Origin of the sequence: Caldimonas manganoxidans ATCC BAA-369 (assembly GCF_000381125.1) — a bacterium.
Lineage (GTDB): Bacteria > Pseudomonadota > Gammaproteobacteria > Burkholderiales > Burkholderiaceae_C > Caldimonas > Caldimonas manganoxidans.
In genome coordinates this window covers 146,419-165,077 of the sequence record NZ_KB905929.1, presented here as the reverse complement: position 1 = coordinate 165,077, position 18,659 = coordinate 146,419, and the positions used below count along the sequence as shown (strand labels likewise).

General features: G+C 64.3%; 18 protein-coding genes. All 18 read right to left on the bottom strand.

Going from position 1 to position 18,659, the window contains the following annotated elements; all coding sequences use genetic code 11:
- Positions 1–7: 7 nt before the first annotated feature.
- Positions 8–1,525 carry an amidophosphoribosyltransferase gene (purF, locus tag F615_RS0100770; protein ID WP_019559263.1) on the bottom strand — a complete coding sequence of 506 codons (1,518 nt, stop codon included), beginning with the start codon at positions 1,523–1,525 and terminating at the stop codon, positions 8–10.
- A gap of 19 nt (positions 1,526–1,544) precedes the next feature.
- A complete protein-coding gene (locus F615_RS0100765) occupies positions 1,545–2,045 on the bottom strand; it encodes a CvpA family protein (protein WP_019559262.1) in 501 nt (166 codons plus the stop codon).
- Positions 2,046–2,050: 5 nt separating this feature from the next.
- Positions 2,051–2,812 (bottom strand): SPOR domain-containing protein, encoded by a 762-nt coding sequence (locus F615_RS0100760; RefSeq protein WP_019559261.1) that lies wholly within the window; start codon positions 2,810–2,812, stop codon positions 2,051–2,053.
- A 59-nt stretch (positions 2,813–2,871) separates the two neighbouring features.
- The gene (folC, locus tag F615_RS0100755) at positions 2,872–4,173 is read right to left on the bottom strand and encodes a bifunctional tetrahydrofolate synthase/dihydrofolate synthase (protein WP_019559260.1); all 1,302 of its coding nucleotides are present in this window, start codon (positions 4,171–4,173) and stop codon (positions 2,872–2,874) included.
- A 112-nt stretch (positions 4,174–4,285) separates the two neighbouring features.
- The gene (gene accD, locus F615_RS0100750; RefSeq protein WP_019559259.1) at positions 4,286–5,158 is read right to left on the bottom strand and encodes an acetyl-CoA carboxylase, carboxyltransferase subunit beta; all 873 of its coding nucleotides are present in this window, start codon (positions 5,156–5,158) and stop codon (positions 4,286–4,288) included.
- Complete coding sequence (gene trpA / locus F615_RS0100745; RefSeq protein ID WP_019559258.1) at positions 5,155–5,982, bottom strand: tryptophan synthase subunit alpha; 828 nt, start codon at positions 5,980–5,982, stop codon at positions 5,155–5,157. Before trpA ends, accD begins: the two co-directional genes overlap by 4 nt.
- Complete coding sequence (trpB, locus tag F615_RS0100740) at positions 5,979–7,247, bottom strand: tryptophan synthase subunit beta (protein WP_019559257.1); 1,269 nt, start codon at positions 7,245–7,247, stop codon at positions 5,979–5,981. The genes trpA and trpB overlap by 4 nt, the downstream gene beginning before the upstream one ends.
- Positions 7,248–7,267: 20 nt before the next feature.
- Positions 7,268–7,924, bottom strand: coding sequence for a phosphoribosylanthranilate isomerase (locus F615_RS0100735; RefSeq protein WP_019559256.1), 657 nt, complete (start codon positions 7,922–7,924; stop codon positions 7,268–7,270).
- Positions 7,921–8,730, bottom strand: a complete 810-nt coding sequence (truA, locus tag F615_RS0100730) for a tRNA pseudouridine(38-40) synthase TruA (protein WP_026329897.1) — start codon at positions 8,728–8,730, stop codon at positions 7,921–7,923. The genes F615_RS0100735 and truA overlap by 4 nt, the downstream gene beginning before the upstream one ends.
- Before the next feature lie 95 nt (positions 8,731–8,825).
- Entirely contained in the window at positions 8,826–11,333 is a 2,508-nt protein-coding gene (locus F615_RS0100725; protein WP_019559254.1) for a motility hub landmark protein FimV, read from the bottom strand.
- Between the two features lie 268 nt (positions 11,334–11,601).
- Positions 11,602–12,735, bottom strand: coding sequence for an aspartate-semialdehyde dehydrogenase (gene asd, locus F615_RS0100720; RefSeq protein WP_033370781.1), 1,134 nt, complete (start codon positions 12,733–12,735; stop codon positions 11,602–11,604).
- A gap of 89 nt (positions 12,736–12,824) precedes the next feature.
- Positions 12,825–13,904 carry a 3-isopropylmalate dehydrogenase gene (leuB, locus tag F615_RS0100715; RefSeq protein ID WP_019559252.1) on the bottom strand — a complete coding sequence of 360 codons (1,080 nt, stop codon included), beginning with the start codon at positions 13,902–13,904 and terminating at the stop codon, positions 12,825–12,827.
- A 37-nt stretch (positions 13,905–13,941) separates the two neighbouring features.
- Entirely contained in the window at positions 13,942–14,592 is a 651-nt protein-coding gene (gene leuD / locus F615_RS0100710) for a 3-isopropylmalate dehydratase small subunit (protein ID WP_019559251.1), read from the bottom strand.
- A gap of 4 nt (positions 14,593–14,596) precedes the next feature.
- Complete coding sequence (locus F615_RS0100705) at positions 14,597–14,734, bottom strand: entericidin A/B family lipoprotein (protein ID WP_019559250.1); 138 nt, start codon at positions 14,732–14,734, stop codon at positions 14,597–14,599.
- A 14-nt stretch (positions 14,735–14,748) separates the two neighbouring features.
- Complete coding sequence (leuC, locus tag F615_RS0100700; RefSeq protein ID WP_019559249.1) at positions 14,749–16,158, bottom strand: 3-isopropylmalate dehydratase large subunit; 1,410 nt, start codon at positions 16,156–16,158, stop codon at positions 14,749–14,751.
- 133 nt (positions 16,159–16,291) lie between these two features.
- Complete coding sequence (locus tag F615_RS0100695; RefSeq protein ID WP_026329894.1) at positions 16,292–17,605, bottom strand: citrate synthase; 1,314 nt, start codon at positions 17,603–17,605, stop codon at positions 16,292–16,294.
- Positions 17,606–17,634: 29 nt separating this feature from the next.
- The gene (locus F615_RS0100690; protein WP_083932358.1) at positions 17,635–17,901 is read right to left on the bottom strand and encodes an FAD assembly factor SdhE; all 267 of its coding nucleotides are present in this window, start codon (positions 17,899–17,901) and stop codon (positions 17,635–17,637) included.
- 42 nt (positions 17,902–17,943) lie between these two features.
- Complete coding sequence (locus tag F615_RS0100685) at positions 17,944–18,648, bottom strand: succinate dehydrogenase iron-sulfur subunit (RefSeq protein WP_019559246.1); 705 nt, start codon at positions 18,646–18,648, stop codon at positions 17,944–17,946.
- Positions 18,649–18,659 lie beyond the last annotated feature (11 nt).

Below are 18,659 nucleotides of genomic sequence, written 5' to 3'. Positions count from 1 at the left end.
CGCCCCTTCAAGCCTCGTCCGAACTTTGCAGCGCCAAGCGGGTGCGCCCAGGCTCTTCGTCCTCACCCTGCGAGGTCCGTTGGGTCTCGATGGCCGCGAAGTCCTCGGCGCTGACATCGCCAGTGATGTAGTGGCCGTCGAAACAGGAAGCCTCCAGGCCGTCGATCCGGGGGTTCAGCGAACCCACTGCCTTCTTCATGGCCGCCACGTCTTGGTAGATCAACGCATCGGCGCCAATGAACTCACGAATTTCTTCGATGCTGCGGCCGTGCGCGATCAGCTCGCTCTTGGTGGGCATGTCGATCCCATAGACATTCGGATAGCGCACCGGCGGCGCCGCCGAAGCCATGTAGACCCGGCGCGCACCGGCTTCACGGGCCATCTGCACGATTTCACGGGAGGTGTTGCCTCGCACGATGGAATCGTCCACCAGCAGCACGTTGCGGCCTTTGAACTCCTGCGGCATCGCATTGAGCTTTTGGCGCACCGATTTGCGACGCACCGCCTGCCCCGGCATGATGAAGGTGCGCCCCACGTAACGGTTCTTCACGAAACCTTCCCGATAGGGCTTTCCGATTTTCTGCGCGAGTTGCATGGCCGAGGGACGACTGGACTCCGGAATCGGAATGACCACGTCGATCTCGCTGGGTGGCATGGTCGAGATGACACGTTGGGCCAGCGTCTCGCCCATGTTGAGCCGCGCCTGATACACCGAAATGCCGTCGATCACGGAATCCGGACGCGCCAAGTACACGAACTCGAAAACACATGGATTCAAACTGGGACGCTCGGCGCATTGCTGTGCATGCACCTGCCCCTCGAGGTCGATGAAGATCGCCTCGCCCGGCGCCACGTCGCGGACGAATCGATGACCGGTGCCTTCGAGCGCCACCGACTCGCTGGCCACCATCCACTCGGTGCCTTCTGGCAGGTCGGCCTGCCCGTAACACAGCGGGCGAATGCCATATGGGTCGCGGAAGGCCAGCAAGCCATGGCCGGCAATCAGGCAGACCACCGCATAAGAGCCCTTGATGCGCTTGTGCACACCTCGCACGGCCTTGAAGATTTCCTCCGGCGTCAGCGGCAATTCACGCGCGGCCAGCTCCAGCTCATGGGCCAGCACGTTGAGCAAGACTTCAGAGTCGCTCTCGGTGTTCAGATGACGTCGATCGATGGCAAAAAGCTCTTTGCGCAACGCATGGGCATTGGTGAGGTTCCCGTTGTGCGCGAGCACCAAGCCAAACGGCGCGTTCACGTAGAAGGGTTGTGCCTCCTCCTCGCTGTAGGCATTGCCCGCCGTGGGGTAACGCACTTGACCCAAACCCACGGTGCCGGGCAGTGCCCGCATGTTGCGGGTGCGGAAGACGTCGCGCACCATGCCGCGGGCCTTGTGCATGAAAAACTTGGTGTCCATCGCGGTGACGATGCCCGCGGCGTCTTGGCCACGATGCTGCAGCAGCAGCAGCGCGTCATAAATGAGCTGGTTGACCGGCGCCTTCGAAATGACGCCCACGATGCCGCACATGGTTTACCTTCCAGACAGTTCAACGGGTCACGAGCCGCTCGGCCAGCTCGCGAGGCATGAGGGGCTTGAGCCCCTGGAGCATTTCTTGCAGCAGCGCCGCTCCATGAGAGGCTCGCCACGGTTCACTGCGCGCCAGCGGCGTCCAGGTCACGAGCAAAGTCACCACCAAAGCGATCAGCACACCCCGCACCAAACCGAAAGCCGCCCCCATGAGCCGGTCGAGCACACTGAGCGCGCTGGCGTGAACGAGCTTCTTGATCAGCCACGCCAGCAGCCCCCAGACGAACAGCGTGGCCACAAACACGATCGCAAAGGTGCTGACGTGGTTGATCATCGACCCGGGCGCACCGATGGGCACTGCTGCACTCCACTGCGGCGTGATCCACTGCGCAGCGAAAAAGGCCACCACCCATCCGGCCAGCGCAAGCACCTCGAAGACCAGCCCTCGCACCAGCCCCAGCACCACCGACACCAGCAGCAGCGCAAGAAAAGCAATGTCGACCCAGCCCATGGCAGCCATGGTTCTCATAGCGTGAGCACTGCCGCGGGCAGGCCAGCCGCTTTGAGTCGGCTGGCCGCCTGCTGGGCTTGCTCCCGAGACGCGAAAGGCCCCACCCGCACACGGATGCGCTGCCCTGCTGCCGTCTCGATGACCTGGGTGTAGGTTTTGAACCCGAGCTTCTCGACCTTGGCTCGCACCTCGCGCGCACTGGCGGTCTCGCCAAAGGCACCCACCTGCACCACAAAGCGAGCCGCGGTCTCCTCGGCTGCCGCGGCCGGACGGCCTTCGAGCAAGGCCCGGGCCCGGGCGGCCTCGGCCTGTTCGGCAGGCGATGCGGGCGCCGGGGCCGACGCCGGCGCCGGACTTGGAGCGGCCGCCGCCGGCCTGGGCGGCGCATCAGACACGTTGGACGCAGGGGGGGCCACTGCCACCGGGCTGGAAGCCGCCTCCTGCTCGCCAGCGGCATTGGCCGCGCGCTCTTCGATCGCGCTGGGCTGCGCAGCGCGTGCCGCGGAAGCCGCAGAATCTGGAACATCCCCTCGGGCACGAACCACCGGCGCATCCTTGGCCGGAATCTCGATCGGCAAGTCCGTGGGAATCGGGCGAGGCTCGGTCTCGAATAGCAAGGGGAAGCCGATCACGGCCGCCCCCACGAGCACCACGGCCCCAATGAGCCGATGTCGGGCCCGGGTGCGCGCCTGCTCCACCGAGTCTTCCGGGCGGGGCGAGGCCGCAGGCGCCTCGCCAGAGGCTGCGACACGCTTGAAAAAGGAAAGCAGACCCATGCGTCTCGGAATGTGGGAACGCCGGCCCTGCAGCCCACCCGCCGGCCAGCCAGGCCGCTTCAGCCCAAGTGCCGGGCCGACAAACGGGGCAGGCCGCCTTGCAGCACGCCCCCAACGGTGAAGAAGGACCCGAAGACTACGATTCTATCAGCCGGGTCGGCCGCAGACAGGGCCGCCTGCAAGGCCTCCGTCGCAGATGGATGCACCGAGGCGACCGCCGGCGCCGGCGAGCGCGTTGGCAGAGCTTGCCAGCGGCGCAACAGGTCGGCGCCCGGAAGGGCCCGGGCCGTGGGCAGGTCGGTGAAATACCAGGCGTCGACCATGGGATGCATGCGTCGCAGGATGCCGCTCACGTCCTTGTCGGCCATGGCACCGAACACCGCATGCGTGCGCGGGAAAAAGCCCATCTGGTCGAGGTTCTCGGCCAGTGTGGCCACTGCATGGGGGTTGTGTGCAACATCCAGCACGAGCGTGGGTTGCCCCGGAACGATCTGGAAACGCCCGGGCAGCTCCACCATGGCCAGACCGTTGCGCACAGCCTGGGCGTTGATGGGCAGAGACTCATGCAGCGCTTCGAAAGCGGCCAACACGCCCGAGGCATTGAGCAATTGATTGGCACCGCGCAAGGCCGGATAGGCCAGCGCGTTGTAGCGGCGATGCCGTCCCGCCCAATTCCATTGCTGACGATCGCCGCTGTAGCGGAAATCGCGCCCAAACAGGTGCAAGTCGGCCCCCAAGGCCTGAGCATGTTCGATCACGCTGCGCGGCGGCATGGGATCGCTCACCACCACGGCACGCCCGGCACGCATGATGCCCGCCTTTTCTCGCCCGATGCTCTCGCGGTCGGGCCCCAGGTATTCCATGTGATCCAGATCGATGCTGGTGATGACCGCACAGTCGGCATCGATGACATTGACGGCATCCAGCCGCCCTCCCAGGCCCACCTCCAGCACCACCAGATCCAGTTCGGACTGGGACAACAGCCGCAAGATCGCCAAGGTCGTGAACTCGAAATAGGTCAGACCCTGACCTGCACGTGCGATCTCCACGGCTTCGAAATGTGGCAGCAGGGCCTCGGCCTTCACCACCTCCCCGCGCAATCGGCAACGCTCTTCGAAATGCACGAGATGAGGCGAGGTATAGACCCCTGTGCGATACCCAGCCTGCAAAGCGATGGCCTCCAGCATGGCGCAGGTGGAGCCCTTGCCGTTGGTGCCGGCCACCGTGACCACCGGACACTCGAAGCGCAGGTTCAACCGGGCTGCCACGGTCTGCACGCGCTCGAGCGTCAGATCGATCGTCCTGGGATGCAGGCGCTCACAATGCAGCAGCCAGTCGGCGAGGGTCTGGGGACGAGTCATGGAGCGATGGTAAAGGCCTGGCGGTTGTCCGCACAGGCTGCAATGTCTCTGCGAATCAAGGCAAAGGGCCGGCGCGAAGCCGGCCCCGCACACCGATGGGGGAACACGAGGCTCAGGCCACCGCGTCGGCCGGCTGCCGCAGCAGCTTTGCCAGCAATCGGGCCACCGTGGGCCGCAGCTCGCGCCGATCGACGATCATGTCCAGCGCCCCCTTTTGCATCAAAAACTCAGAGCGCTGAAAGCCTTCCGGCAGTTTTTCTCGCACGGTGTTTTCGATCACCCGCGGGCCGGCAAAGCCGATCAGCGCCTTGGGCTCGGCAATCACCACATCGCCCATGAAGGCGAAGCTGGCCGACACACCGCCCATGGTGGGGTCGGTCAGCACACTGATGTAGGGCAGCTTCGCCTTGGCCAGGCGGGTGAGCGCCGCATTGGTCTTGGCCATTTGCATCAGGCTGAGCAGACCTTCCTGCATGCGCGCCCCTCCTGTGGCGGTGAAGCAGATGAAGGGGGTTTTCTGCTCCAGCGCGGTCTCGACGCCGCGCACGAAACGCTCGCCCACCACCGAGCCCATGGAGCCGCCCATGAAGTCGAACTCGAAGCAGGCTGCCACCAATGGCATGCTCAAGACGGCGCCGCCCATGACCACGAGCGCGTCGGTCTCGCCCGTGGCCTCCAGGGCATCCTTCAGGCGATCCGGGTATTTCTTGCTGTCCCGGAACTTCAAAGCATCGACCGGGATGACCTCCTGGCCGATCTCGTACCGCCCCTCGGCGTCGAGGAACTTGTCCAGCCGCGCGCGCGCGTTGATGCGATGGTGGTGAGCGCACTTGGGGCAGACATAGTGGTTGTGTTCGAGGTCGGTTTTGTACAGCACCGATTCGCACGATGGACACTTGATCCACAACCCTTCCGGCACCGAACGGCGCTCGGCCGGATCGGTCTGCTGGATCTTCGGCGGCAGCAGTTTTTCAAGCCAACTCATCGATGAACTCCTTCCAGGCTGTCCAGGGCCGCACGGATCTGCGCGATGAATTCGCGCCCGGCCTGCACCACGCGGTCACGGGGCTGATCTTCCAGCAATTGCACGAGACGCGAGCCGATGACCACCGCATCCGATACGGCGGCCACGGCCCGGGCAGACTCGGCATCGCGAATACCGAAACCCACGCCCACGGGCACCGCCACATGCTTGCGAATGCGAGGCAGCATCTGCGCCACCGACGCCGTGTCCAAGTGTGCGGCGCCAGTGACGCCTTTCAACGACACATAGTACACGTAGCCGCTGGCGATCCGTCCAACCTGCTGCATGCGCTCGTCGGTCGATGTCGGCGCCAGCAGGAAGATCGGGTCCAGGCCCTGGGATTGCAGCGTGGCGGCAAACGACTCGCACTCCTCTGGCGGGTAATCGACCACCAGCACGCCATCGACGCCCGCCTCACGGGCCGCCTGCGCGAAGGCGCCCTGGCCACGACGCTGGTCGTAGCGCTCGATCGGGTTGGCGTAGCCCATCAGAACCACCGGAGTGGTCGTGTTGCCCACGCGAAACGCCCTGACCTGATCGAACACCTGGGGCAAACCGATGCCCCGGGCCAACGCCCTTTCGGCCGCCTTTTGGATCACCGGGCCATCGGCCATGGGATCGGAAAAAGGCACCCCCAGCTCGATCACATCGGCCCCGGCATCGGCCAAGCCCAACATCAGCTCGGGTGTGACATCGGCAAACGGGTCGCCAGCCGTGATGTAGGGAATGAGGGCCTTGCGACCCTGCTGGCGCAAGCGGGCAAAGGTGGCAGCGATACGGCTCATTTCGGCCCCTTCATCACGGAAGCGTCACCGCCCTTGACGCCGAGGCCCCGGCACGATGGCCGACAAAAGAACTCGGCCCCGCTGAGATCGGCCACGGTCCCGATGTCCTTGTCCCCACGGCCCGACAGATTCACGAGCAAAATCTGGTCCGGGCGCATCGTCGGCGCCATTTGCATGGCATAAGCCACCGCATGGCTGGATTCCAGCGCCGGAATGATCCCTTCGGTGCGACACAGGCGGTGGAACGCCTCCAGCGCCTCTTGGTCGGTCACGCCCACATACTCGGCACGACCGATGTCCTTCAGATAGGCATGCTCGGGCCCCACGCCCGGATAGTCCAGACCGGCCGAGATCGAATGCGTCTCCAAAATCTGGCCGTTGTCGTCCTGCAGCAGATAGGTGCGGTTGCCATGCAACACCCCTGGCGAGCCCGCGTTCAGTGACGCGGCGTGCTTGCCAGTGTCCAGCCCCTGCCCGGCCGCCTCGACACCGATGAGGCGCACCGATTCATGCGTGATGTAAGGGTAGAAGATGCCCATCGCATTGCTGCCACCACCCACGCAGGCGATCACGGCATCCGGCTGCCGACCGGTCATCTCGGGCATCTGCACCAGGCATTCCTCGCCGATGACGCTCTGGAAGTCACGCACCATGGCCGGATACGGCGCGGGCCCAGCCACCGTGCCGATGATGTAAAAGGTGTTCTCCACGTGGGTGACCCAGTCGCGCAAGGCTTCGTTGAGCGCATCCTTCAGCGTGCGAGAGCCGCTTTCGACCGGCACCACTTTGGCACCCAACAAGTGCATGCGATAGACATTGGGCGACTGGCGCTTGACATCCTCGCTGCCCATGTACACCACACATTCCATGCCATAGCGGGCACAAATGGTGGCCGTGGCCACACCGTGCTGCCCGGCACCGGTCTCGGCAATCACGCGCGGCTTGCCCATGCGGCGCGCCAGCAAGGCTTGACCGATGGTGTTGTTCACCTTGTGGGCGCCGGTGTGATTGAGATCTTCGCGCTTGAGGTAGATCTGCGCCCCTCCCAACTCACGACTGAGCCGCGCGGCATGGTAGATCGGGCTGGGACGGCCGACGAAATGGGCCAGCTCGCGGCGAAACTCGGCTTGGAAGTCGGGATCGCGGCGATAGCGCTCATACGCCGCCTTGAGCTCCTCCAGCGCATGGGTCAGCGTTTCGGCGACGAAGGAACCACCGTAGGGGCCGAAATGCCCTCGGGCATCGGGTTGCTGATAGTTCAACATGACTTCAGGTGTTGGGGGGGTCAGGCAACGGCGGCTGCGATGCGCGCATCGGCTTCGCGAACCGCTTCGCAGAACCGGCGTATCGCGCTGGCATCCTTGATGCCTTTGGCGGATTCGACGCCGGAGCTTACGTCAACGGCCCAGGGCCGGACCTGAAGCACCCCATCGGTCACGTTTGCAGGATTCAACCCACCAGACAAAACGACCGGACAGGGCACGCCGGGGGGAATGAGTGACCAATCGAAGACCTTTCCACCGCCACCATATCCCTCGACATGCGCATCCAGCAGCACGGCTTGGGCAGTGGCAAAACGCTGGGCAAAGTGTAGCAAATCGAAGCCGGGAGCCATGCGCGCCGCACGCAGATAGGCACGGCCGGCGGCTTCGCATTGCTGGGGCGTTTCATCGCCATGGAACTGCAACACCAGGTGCGGGATGGCCTCGCAAACCCGGCGCACCTCCTCCGGCGTGGCGTTCACGAACAAACCCACTGGCGTGACAAACGGCGGCAGCTCGCGCACCAAGGCCATGGCTCGCTCCAAGCTGACGTAACGGGGGCTGCGTTCGTAGAACACCAAGCCAATGGCATCCGCCCCGGCAGCCACCGCCGCCTCCACATCGACCTCGCGGGTGAGGCCACAAATCTTGATGCGCGTGCGTTGTGCAGGCAAAGTCATCGAGAACCCTCCGAGGCCACCGCCGCGGGCAGCCAGTCATGGGCTGCGGTATGGAGCGGCAGCCCCAAATGCGCATCGTACCGAGGCCCAAGAAAGTACAGACCGTCTGGCGCAAAGGTAGGCGCCGCCAATGTCCGATCGCGGCCGGCCAACACCCGAGCCACCCATTCCGGATCGCGTCCGCCGCAGCCCACCGCAATCAAACAGCCCATGAGGTTGCGCACCATGTGATGCAAGAAGGCATCGGCCTCGAACTCGAACCGCCAATAGGCGCCACGGCGCACGATCGAGATGTCGATCAAGTGTTTGACCGGACTGCGCGCCTGACACTCGGAAGAACGAAACGCGCTGAAGTCATGCCGTCCCACGAGGTGATCGGCCGCCCGGCGCATTGCGGACTCGTCCAGCGGCCGAAACACCCAGCCCACCAAACCAAGCTCCAAGGCCGGCCGCACGGGCGACTCGCGCAACACGTAGACGTAGCGGCGTGAGCGGGCACTGTTGCGGGCGTGGAAGTCCGGCGGCACCGGCCGGCACCATTGCACCGCAATGTCCTCGGGCAAGAAAGTATTGGTGCCTCGCACCCAGGAAAACGGCTCACGCTGGCGCTCGGTGTCGAAATGCACCACCTGATTGAGGCCGTGCACCCCGGCGTCGGTACGCCCTGCACACACCACCCGCACCGGGTGATCGGCAAAACGCGACAAGGCCCGTTCGAGCTGATCTTGCACCGTACGACCATTGGGCTGGCTTTGCCAACCCAGATAAGCCGTTCCCCGGTAGCTGACGCCCAATGCAATCCTCACGACACCTCTTTTCTGATCGGTTCTGGCGCGACTCGAAAAAACAAAGGGCCAGGTGGCGACCAGCGCCCTCCTGGCCCACGACGGGCACGGCCCGTTCAGGTCAGCTCGGCAAGCATGCTCTGCGCCTTGGCCTTCAGAGCCCCGCTGGACTTGGACACGACCTCTTGGAGCAGCTCACGCGCGCCTTCACGGTCACCGATCTGGCGAAACTCTTCAGCCAACTCCAATTTGCGCTCCATCGGATCGCCAGGCACCTCGCCTTCACCGAGATCCAGCTCGGCCAAGGGATCCTCGGCCCGCGAGGGCTGTGCCTCGGCCGATGGGCGGGGCTCAAGTTCCAGCGACAAGCCTTCGAGTTCGAACTCCATGGGTTGCGAGCTTGGCGCACCGACACCGGCCTCAGCCCCTGCCGAAGCCACTTCGGGCGGCTCCGGCAGTTCGAATGCCATGCCCGCCTCGGGCGCCGCCGCGGGCGGCAACGAGGCTTGCAGCTCCTGGGGCGCCGTCGGGGCGGGCTCCGGGTCCACCGGCGCGGCCGTCAGCGGCTGCGTCGATTCCGAATTGAAGCCGCCGGCCGGCGCTGGCGGCTCGTCCAAAGGCAGATCCAAATCGAGGTCGACCTTGAGCGCAGCCTGGGGTTCGTCGGCATACGTCGACGGCGTAGGCATCACCGATTGGGGCATGGTGCTCGCCCCAAGCGGCTCGTAGCCCCCTTCGGGCAGTTTGGCGGCATCCGCGGGCGCGCCACCCGGTTGGTACAACGCATTGTCCGGGTCGATCTGGCGCCCCAACTCCTGGGCGCGAGCCCAATCCTCGCCCTGACCACCCGTCAGGCCGTACAACTGCGTGGCCAACAGCTCGAACCCCTTGGCATCACGACGCTTGGCGTAAACCTCCAGCAACTTGGTACGGATGGCCAGCCGCTCGGGATTGGCACGCATGGCCTCCTTGAGGATTTCCTCGGCCTGCAAGTCACGACCATACGCCAAGTACACATCGGCCTCGGCCACCGGATCGACATCACCGATGGCATCGAGCTGGCTGAGCGAATAACTCAACGACGAGGGAGCACCGGTCGCATCCTTGGTATCCACGCGCTGGCCACCACTGGCGCCGAAGAAGGAATCGGGCTGCAAGCGGCTCTCGAGGAAGGACGTCTCACCGCTGTCCTTCTTGTTCTGCGAGCGCAAACGGTAAACCCCCAAGCCCACGAGCAGGGCCACCAAGCCGCCCGCCAACGGCAGGGTGAGCGGATTGGCCAACAAGTCATCGATCAGACTGGGCTCCGCGGGCACGGGCGCCGGCGCAGGTGCGGCCGCCGGCGCAGGCGCAGAGGCTGCGGCCTGGGCCACTGCCGGTGCCGAAGCCTCCGCAGCGGCCACACCGACCGCATCGGAGGCCGCGCTGGCCGCAGCCTCCACGGCGGCAGCTGGCTGCGATGGCGCCGCCTCGGGCGCCGAGGCCAGCGGCGCTGGCGCGGCCGCCACTGGCACGCTCACACCGAGCGCGGGCGAAGCCGCCGGCGCAGGCGCGGGTGCGGCGGCCGGGGTGCCAGCCGGCGCGATGCGCTTGAGTTCTTCGACATTGCGCGACAGTTCGGCCACACGCTGAGCGGCTTCCTGCTGTTGCCGCTGCTGCGCGATACGATCCTCGGTGGAAGGCGCACCGGGGGCGGCCGCCACGGCCCCCTTGCTCAGCGTCAGCCGATCCGGTGGGGCATCGGCGGCCTGTCGGCGATCCTGCACCTCGGCCTCGACCCGTCCAGACGCTTGTCGCGTGGGTTCTTCGGTGGCCGTCTGCCGGGTCGCGGCAGCCAGACGCTGGCGATAAGCATTGAAGTCGGCGCTTTGGGCCTGGATCAGCTGGCGTGCCTCCCGGGGCGAGACGCTGGCCGCTTGCTCGCTGGCAGGAATCGACAACACGGCCCCGGCGCGCAAGCGGTTCATGTTGCCGCCAGAGAACGCCTGTGGGTTGGCCTGAAACAGCGCCACGAGCATCTGGTCGAGCGAGACGCCGGGACGCTGGACACGTGCGGCGATGCCGTACAAAGTGTCGCCACGGCGCACTCGGTACTCGTCTGCAGCATTGGCCGCGGCCGGCGCAGCCGATGGCGCGGGCGCAGCCGCTGCTGCGGCCGGCCGCGCAGGCCCAGCCGCCGGCGCCGGGGGCGCGGCGATCGACGCCGCTGGCGCCGGGGGAGCGCTGATGATCGGTGCCGTCGCCGGTGCCGCCGCACGGCGCGTGGACGATGGCGGATCGAGCAGCAAGGTGTACTCGCGCACCAAGCGACCCGAGGTCCACGACAGCTCCAGGATCACATCGACGAACGGCTCTTGCACCGCACGATCGCTGACGACCTTCAGGTATGGGCGACCATCCGGCCGACGCTCGAGGGTGACACGCGCGCCGCTCAGGACAGCGTTGTACTCCACGCCGGCGGCCCGGTAAGCATCGGGAGCCGCGATGCGAGCCTGCAAATTGGCCGCCTCCTCCGGCGTCAGGCTGGTGACGTCGATCTCCGCCCGCAGGGCCTCGCCAAGCGCCGACTGAACCGTCACCCGACCCAGCCCCAGCGCCGCGGCCTGGCCGGCTGCCAAAAACATGGCAGCAGCCGCCACCCCAGACAGAGCGAAACGCCCTAGGGAACGTGAAGATGATTTCAAGGCGTCTCCCAATGAAACAGGCCGCCAGCGCGCAAGCGGGCCTGCAGAGTCATCGATAGTGATGGATTTTCCGCAGGAAAGTCGGAAATCACAATAGCATCAAGCAGATACGATGACAAGCTCATGCAATGGCTGACGTTTGCCTTCACCACCACAGGCGTCAACATTGCACGGACTGTGGGGCGCACGCCACAGTCCGGGGCTGCTCTCACTGGTCGATGATGATGCGCAGCATGCGGCGCAAGGGTTCAGCCGCCCCCCACAGGAGCTGATCACCGATCGTGAAGGCGCCAAGGTATTCCGGCCCCATGGCCAGCTTGCGCAGGCGCCCCACCGGGATCGTCAGCGTACCGGTGACGGCCACCGGCGTGAGCTCGCGCAACGTGTCCTCCCGGGTGTTGGGAACCACCTTGACCCAAGCATTGTCGGCCGCGATCATGGCCTCGATGTCGGCCAGCGGCACATCCTTCTTCAGTTTGAAAGTCAGTGCCTGGCTGTGGCAACGCATCGCGCCGATGCGCACACAAAAGCCATCCACCGGAATGGCCGGCGTGCCGAAGCCCTCGCCGATGCCCAGGATCTTGTTGGTCTCGGCCCCGCCCTTCCATTCTTCGCGGCTCACCCCGTTGCCGAGGTCCTTGTCGATCCAGGGAATCAGCGATCCCCCCAGAGGCACACCGAAATGGGCCACTTCCTCGGCCGACAAACTGCGCTGCTTGGCGATGATGCGCCGGTCGATCTCCAGAATCGCGCTCTTGGGGTCGTCCAGCAGCTCGCGCACCTCGGCATTGAGCGTGCCGAACTGCGTGAGCAGCTCCCGCATGTGCTGCGCGCCGCCGCCGGAGGCCGCTTGGTAGGTCATGGTGCTCATCCACTCGACCAAGCCGGCCTTGTACAAAGCCCCCACGCCCATGAGCATGCAACTGACGGTGCAGTTGCCACCAATCCAGTTGCGCCCGCCCTTGGCCAGCGCATTCTTGATCACAGGCATGTTGACCGGGTCCAGGACGATGACCGCATCGTCCTTCATGCGCAGCGTAGAGGCCGCGTCGATCCAATGCCCCTTCCAACCCGCTGCACGCAGCTTGGGGAAGACCTCGGTGGTGTAGTCGCCCCCCTGCGCGGTCAAGATGATGTCGCAGCGCTTGAGCGCTTCGATGTCGAAAGCGTCCTTCAGCGTGGTCTCGTTCTTTGCCATCTCAGGGGCGGCGCCCCCTGCGTTGCTGGTGCTGAAGAACAGCGGCTCGATCAACTCGAAATCACCTTCGGCACGCATGCGATCCATCAGCACCGAGCCGACCATGCCACGCCAACCCACCAAACCTACCAGAGTCGTTGCCATCGTTGTCTATCGCCAGAAGTTGCTTTGAGGGATGGGAGTCCATGCCACGGACTCCCACAATGCCAGCGTCGATAGCCGGCCTCGTGGGCTCAGCCCTGCGCTTTCAGACGGGCGACCACGGCGTCGCCCATCTCCTTCGTGCCCACGCGAGTGGTGCCTTCACTGAAGATATCCGCCGTGCGCAGGCCCTGGGCCAGCACGTCCTGCACGGCACGTTCGATGCGATCGGCCGCTTCGGGCTGATCCAAGCTGAAGCGCAGCATCATCGCCGCACTGAGAATCGTGGCCAAGGGGTTGGCCACCCCCTTGCCCGCAATGTCCGGCGCCGAGCCATGGCTGGGCTCGTACAGCCCCTGCTTGCGTTCGTTCAGGGAGGCCGACGGCAGCATGCCAATCGAGCCCGTCAGCATCGCCGCCTCGTCGGACAGGATGTCGCCGAACATGTTGCCGGTGACGATGACATCGAACTTCTTCGGCGCCTTGACCAGCTGCATCGCGGCGTTGTCGACATACATGTGCTCGAGTTCCACGTCGGGGTACTGCGCATGCACCTCCGTGACCACGTCCTTCCAGAACTGGAAGGTCTCCAGCACATTGGCCTTGTCGACGCTGGTGACTTTCTTGCCGCGCTTGCGAGCCGCCTGAAAAGCCACGTGAGCGATGCGCTCGATCTCCGGGCGGCTGTAGCGCATCGTGTCGAAAGCTTCGGGCGCCCCTTGGAATGCCCCATCGGGCGACGCCCTGCGCCCCCGCGGCTGACCGAAATAGATGTCGCCGGTGAGTTCGCGGATGATGAGGATGTCCAGCCCCGCCACCAACTCGGGCTTGAGGCTGGAAGCATGCGTGAGCTGCTCGTAACAGATCGCCGGGCGGAAATTGGCGAACAGCCCCAGATGTTTGCGCAGCCCCAGGATGGCCTGCTCGGGCCGCAATGCGCGCTCGAGTTTGTCGTATTTCCAATCGCCCACGGCACCGAAAAGCACCGCGTCGGCTTGCTGCGCCAGCTTTAACGTCGATTCGGGCAGCGGGTGGCCGTGCGCCTCGTAGGCCGCACCGCCCACCAGCGCCTGCTCCATCTCGAAGCGCAGATCGAGCGCGCCGAGCACCTTGACGGCCTCGGCCACGATCTCGGTGCCGATGCCGTCACCCGGCAGGACTGCGATCTTCATGGTCTTCCTTGCGTGTGATTGAAATTCCTGGTCCGTCTCAGCCGACCAATCGCTGGTCCAGCCAAGGCATGCGTGCCAAACGCTCGGCTTCAAAAGCCTTGATCTTGTCGGCATGACGCAAGGTCAGGCCGATGTCGTCCAAGCCATTGAGCAGGCAATACTTGCGGAAGGGTTGCACCTCGAAGGCCAATTCCGTGCCGTCGGGTTTGACCACCACCTGTCTTGGCAGATCGACGGTGAGCTCATAGCCCACGAAGGCATACACCTCGTCGAACAGCCGGGCGACTTCGTGCTCGGGCAGCACGATGGGCAGCAACCCGTTCTTGAAGCAATTGTTGAAGAAGATGTCGGCAAAGCTCGGCGCGATCAAGGCACGGAAACCGTATTGCTCGATCGCCCATGGGGCATGCTCGCGACTGGAGCCACAGCCGAAATTCTTGCGCGCCAGCAACACCGAGGCCCCTTGGTAACGCGCTTGGTTCAGCACGAACTCAGGGTTGGGCTTGCGGGTGGCGGGATCCTGCCCCGGCTCGCCACGATCGAGATAACGCCACTCGTCGAACAAATTCGGACCAAAGCCGGTGCGCTTGATCGACTTCAGAAACTGCTTGGGAATGATGGCATCGGTATCGACGTTCTCGCGATCGATGGGCGCCACCAGGCCTTTGTGAACGGTAAAGGGCTTCATGGGGTTACTTCTTGCGGCTGGCCGCTTCTTCCATCTTTTCGCCGACTTTCTGGACATCCTTGCCCAGCCCTTCGATGGTGTTGCAACCGGCCACAGCCACCCCGAAGGCCGTCAACATCAGCACGATCCACAGACGTTTCATGGATGCGGTCCTCCTCACGCAATGCGACGCACGTCGACGAAATGCCCCTCGATGGCTGCTGCCGCGGCCATCGCCGGACTGACCAGATGGGTGCGCCCACCCGCACCCTGCCGCCCTTCGAAATTGCGGTTGGAGGTGGACGCACAGCGTTCACCCGGCTCCAAACGATCCGCATTCATCGCCAGACACATCGAACAGCCGGGCTCGCGCCATTCGAAACCAGCCGCTTTGAAGACTTGGTCCAAGCCTTCTCGCTCGGCCTGCTCTTTGACCAGGCCGGAGCCAGGAACCACCATGGCCAGCTTCACGTTCGCGGCGACCTTGCTCCCCAAGCGACGCACGACAGCGGCCGCCTCACGCAGGTCTTCGATGCGCGAGTTGGTGCACGAGCCAATGAACACTTTGTCGATGCGAATGTCTTGGATGGGCTTGTTCGGCTCCAGGGCCATGTATTGCAAGGCCCGCTCCATGGCACTACGCTTGACGGGGTCTTTCTCGCGCTCGGGGTCTGGCACCCGCTCGTCGATGGACACCACCATCTCGGGCGAAGTACCCCAGGTGACTTGCGGGCGGATCTGGCTGGCATCGAGCTCGACCACGGCATCCCAGTGCGCATCGGGGTCGGAGTACAGCGTGCGCCAATAGGCCACAGCCTGGTCCCAGGCCACGCCGCTGGGCGCGAAGGGGCGGCCTTTGATGTACTGGATCGTGGTGTCGTCCACGGCCACCAAGCCGGCGCGCGCGCCGGCTTCGATGGCCATGTTGCACACCGTCATGCGGCCTTCCATGCTGAGCGCACGAATGGCGCTGCCGGCAAATTCGATGGTGTAGCCGGTGCCGCCTGCCGTGCCGATACGGCCAATGATGGCCAGCACGATGTCCTTGGCGCTGCAGCCCTTGGGCAATACCCCCTCCACCTTGACGAGCATGTTCTTGGCCTTCTTGGCCAGCAGTGTCTGGGTGGCCAGCACATGCTCGACCTCACTGGTGCCAATGCCGTGGGCCAAGGCACCGAAAGCGCCATGGGTGGAAGTGTGGGAATCACCGCAGACCACCGTCATGCCCGGCAGCGTGGCACCCTGCTCGGGGCCGATCACGTGAACGATGCCCTGGCGCTTGTCGTTCATCTTGAACTGGGTGATGCCGAAACGGTCGCAGTTGCGGTCCAGTGTTTCGACCTGCAGGCGCGACACGGGGTCGGCAATGCCTTGACTGCGATCGGTCGTGGGCACGTTGTGATCACTGACGGCCAGATTGGCCGACAGACGCCAGACTTTGCGACCAGCCACCTCCAGCCCCTCGAAGGCTTGTGGGCTGGTCACCTCGTGCAGCAGATGTCGGTCGATGTAGAGGATGGCCGTGCCATCTTCCTCGGTGTGGACGACATGCTCGTCCCAAATCTTGTCGTACAGCGTGCGGCCCATAGCAAGCTCTCGGTGCAGCCTCGTGGGTGGGGGACCTGTGATTTTAAGCTTTGAATAAACAAAAACCCCGGCTCGGGGCCGGGGTCGGAAAAGGGGTTGGCCTCGAATGGCCCGGGGCGGCCCAGCCCCGCGCTCAGCCCCGCTGGGCTAGGGGTTTGACGTCGCGCTTGGGCGAGCCGACGAACAGCTGACGCGGACGGCCGATCTTGTACTCCGGGTCGCCGATCATCTCGTTGAGCTGGGCAATCCAGCCCACCGTGCGCGCCAAGGCGAAGATGGCCGTGAACAGGCTCACCGGAATGCCGATGGCGCGCTGAACGATCCCCGAGTAAAAATCGACATTCGGGTACAGCTTGCGAGCCACGAAGTACTCGTCTTCCAACGCGATCTTCTCGAGTTCCATCGCAAGCTTGAACAACGGGTCGTTGCCCAGGCCGAGCTCGCCCAGCACCTCGTGGCAGGTTTCGCGCATCAACTTGGCGCGCGGATCGTAGTTCTTGTAGACCCGATGCCCGAAGCCCATCAGGCGCACGCCGGAGTTCTTGTCCTTGACCTTGGCAATGAACTCGCCGATCTTGGCCACGCCCCCCATGCGCTGGATTTCCTCCAGCATGTTCAGGCAGGCCTCGTTGGCCCCACCATGCGCGGGGCCCCACAAACAGGCCACACCGGCGGCGATGGCCGCAAATGGATTGGTGCCGGAGGAGCCGCACAGACGCACCGTGGAGGTGGACGCGTTTTGCTCGTGGTCAGCGTGCAGGATGAAGATGCGGTCCAGCGCCCGCACCAACACGTCGTTGGGCTCGTACTCCTCGCACGGTGTGGCGAACATCATGCGCAGGAAGTTCGCGGTGTACGACAACGAGTTCTTCGGGTAGATGTAGGGCTGGCCGACCGAGTACTTGTAGGCCATGGCCACCAGGGTCGGCATCTTGGCGATCAGCCGGATCGCCGAGATCTCGCGGTGCTGCGGATTGTTGATGTCGGTGCTGTCGTGATAGAAGGCCGACATGCCACCGACCAGCCCGGTCAGCACGGCCATTGGGTGGGCATCCCGCCGGAAGCCGCGCAAGAAGAACTGCATTTGCTCGTTGACCATCGTGTGATGGGTCACACGCGCATCGAACTCCTTCTTCTGGGCAGCGTTGGGCAGCTCCCCATACAACAGCAGATAGCAGGTCTCCAGAAAATCGCAGTGCTCGGCCAGTTGCTCGATCGGATAGCCACGATAGAGCAGCTCACCCTTGTCACCGTCGATGTAGGTGATCGACGAATTGCACGAAGCGGTGGACAGGAAGCCCGGATCGTAGGTGAACTTGCCCGTCTGTGCATACAGCTTGCGAATGTCGATCACATCCGGGCCGATCGTTCCCTTGTAGATGGGAAGCTCAATTGACGGGCTGCCGTCCGAAAACGACAGGGTGGCTTTCACATCAGACGGTGTCATGGCTCTTCCTTGAGGCTATCCAAAAAACGTCATCCGCGCTGTCGCAGCAAGGCCAGCACCTCGCGCACTTCGGCGCGGTCGAGCTCACCCTGCGGCTCCTTGCGGGCCAGCAGCAGGTCCAGCAGGTCGTTGTCAGCCAAATCCATCAGAGCCTGCAGCCCTTCGGCCTGGCGAACCGTGATCGTCGACCCGTGGCGTTCGAAGAAGCGCTCGATGAACAAGTCGTTCTCGAGCAAGCCACGGCGGCAGCGCCAGCGCAGCTTGCTTCGCGAGTGTTCGTCGAGTGCAGTGTCCATCATGCGTCTTGCAGGAACCTTATCACGACAGGCACAAGCGCCTCAGACGGCGCGGCGCACCATCAGCTCCTTGATCTTCCCGATGGCCTTCGTGGGGTTCAGGCCCTTGGGGCACACATCCACGCAATTCATGATGGTGTGGCAGCGGAACAGGCGGTACGGATCTTCCAGATTGTCGAGCCGCTCGTTCGTGGCCTGGTCGCGGCTGTCGGCAATGAATCGGTAAGCCTGCAACAAACCCGCGGGACCGACGAACTTGTCCGGGTTCCACCAGAAGCTGGGACAGCTCGTGGAGCAGCTCGCGCACAGAATGCATTCATACAAGCCATTGAGCTCGTCTCGCTCTTCGGGCGATTGCAGACGCTCCTTTTCGGGCGGCGGCGTGTCGTTGACGAGGTAGGGCTTGATCGAGTGGTACTGCTTGAAGAACTGCGTCATGTCGACGATCAGATCACGCACCACCGGCAGACCCGGCAGCGGCTTGAGCACCACCACCTCGGGCAGCGTGCGCATGTTCGTCAGACAGGCCAGGCCGTTTTTACCGTTGATGTTCATCGCATCCGAACCGCAAACGCCTTCACGGCAAGAGCGGCGGAAGGACAGCGACGGATCGACGGCCTTGAGCTTGACGAGGGCATCCAGCAGCATGCGCTCGGAGCCGTCCAGCTCTACTTGCAGGGTCTGCATGTAGGGCTTGGCGTCCTTGTCCGGATCGTAGCGATAGATCTTGAAGGTTCGCAGGGTCATGAAAGTACTCC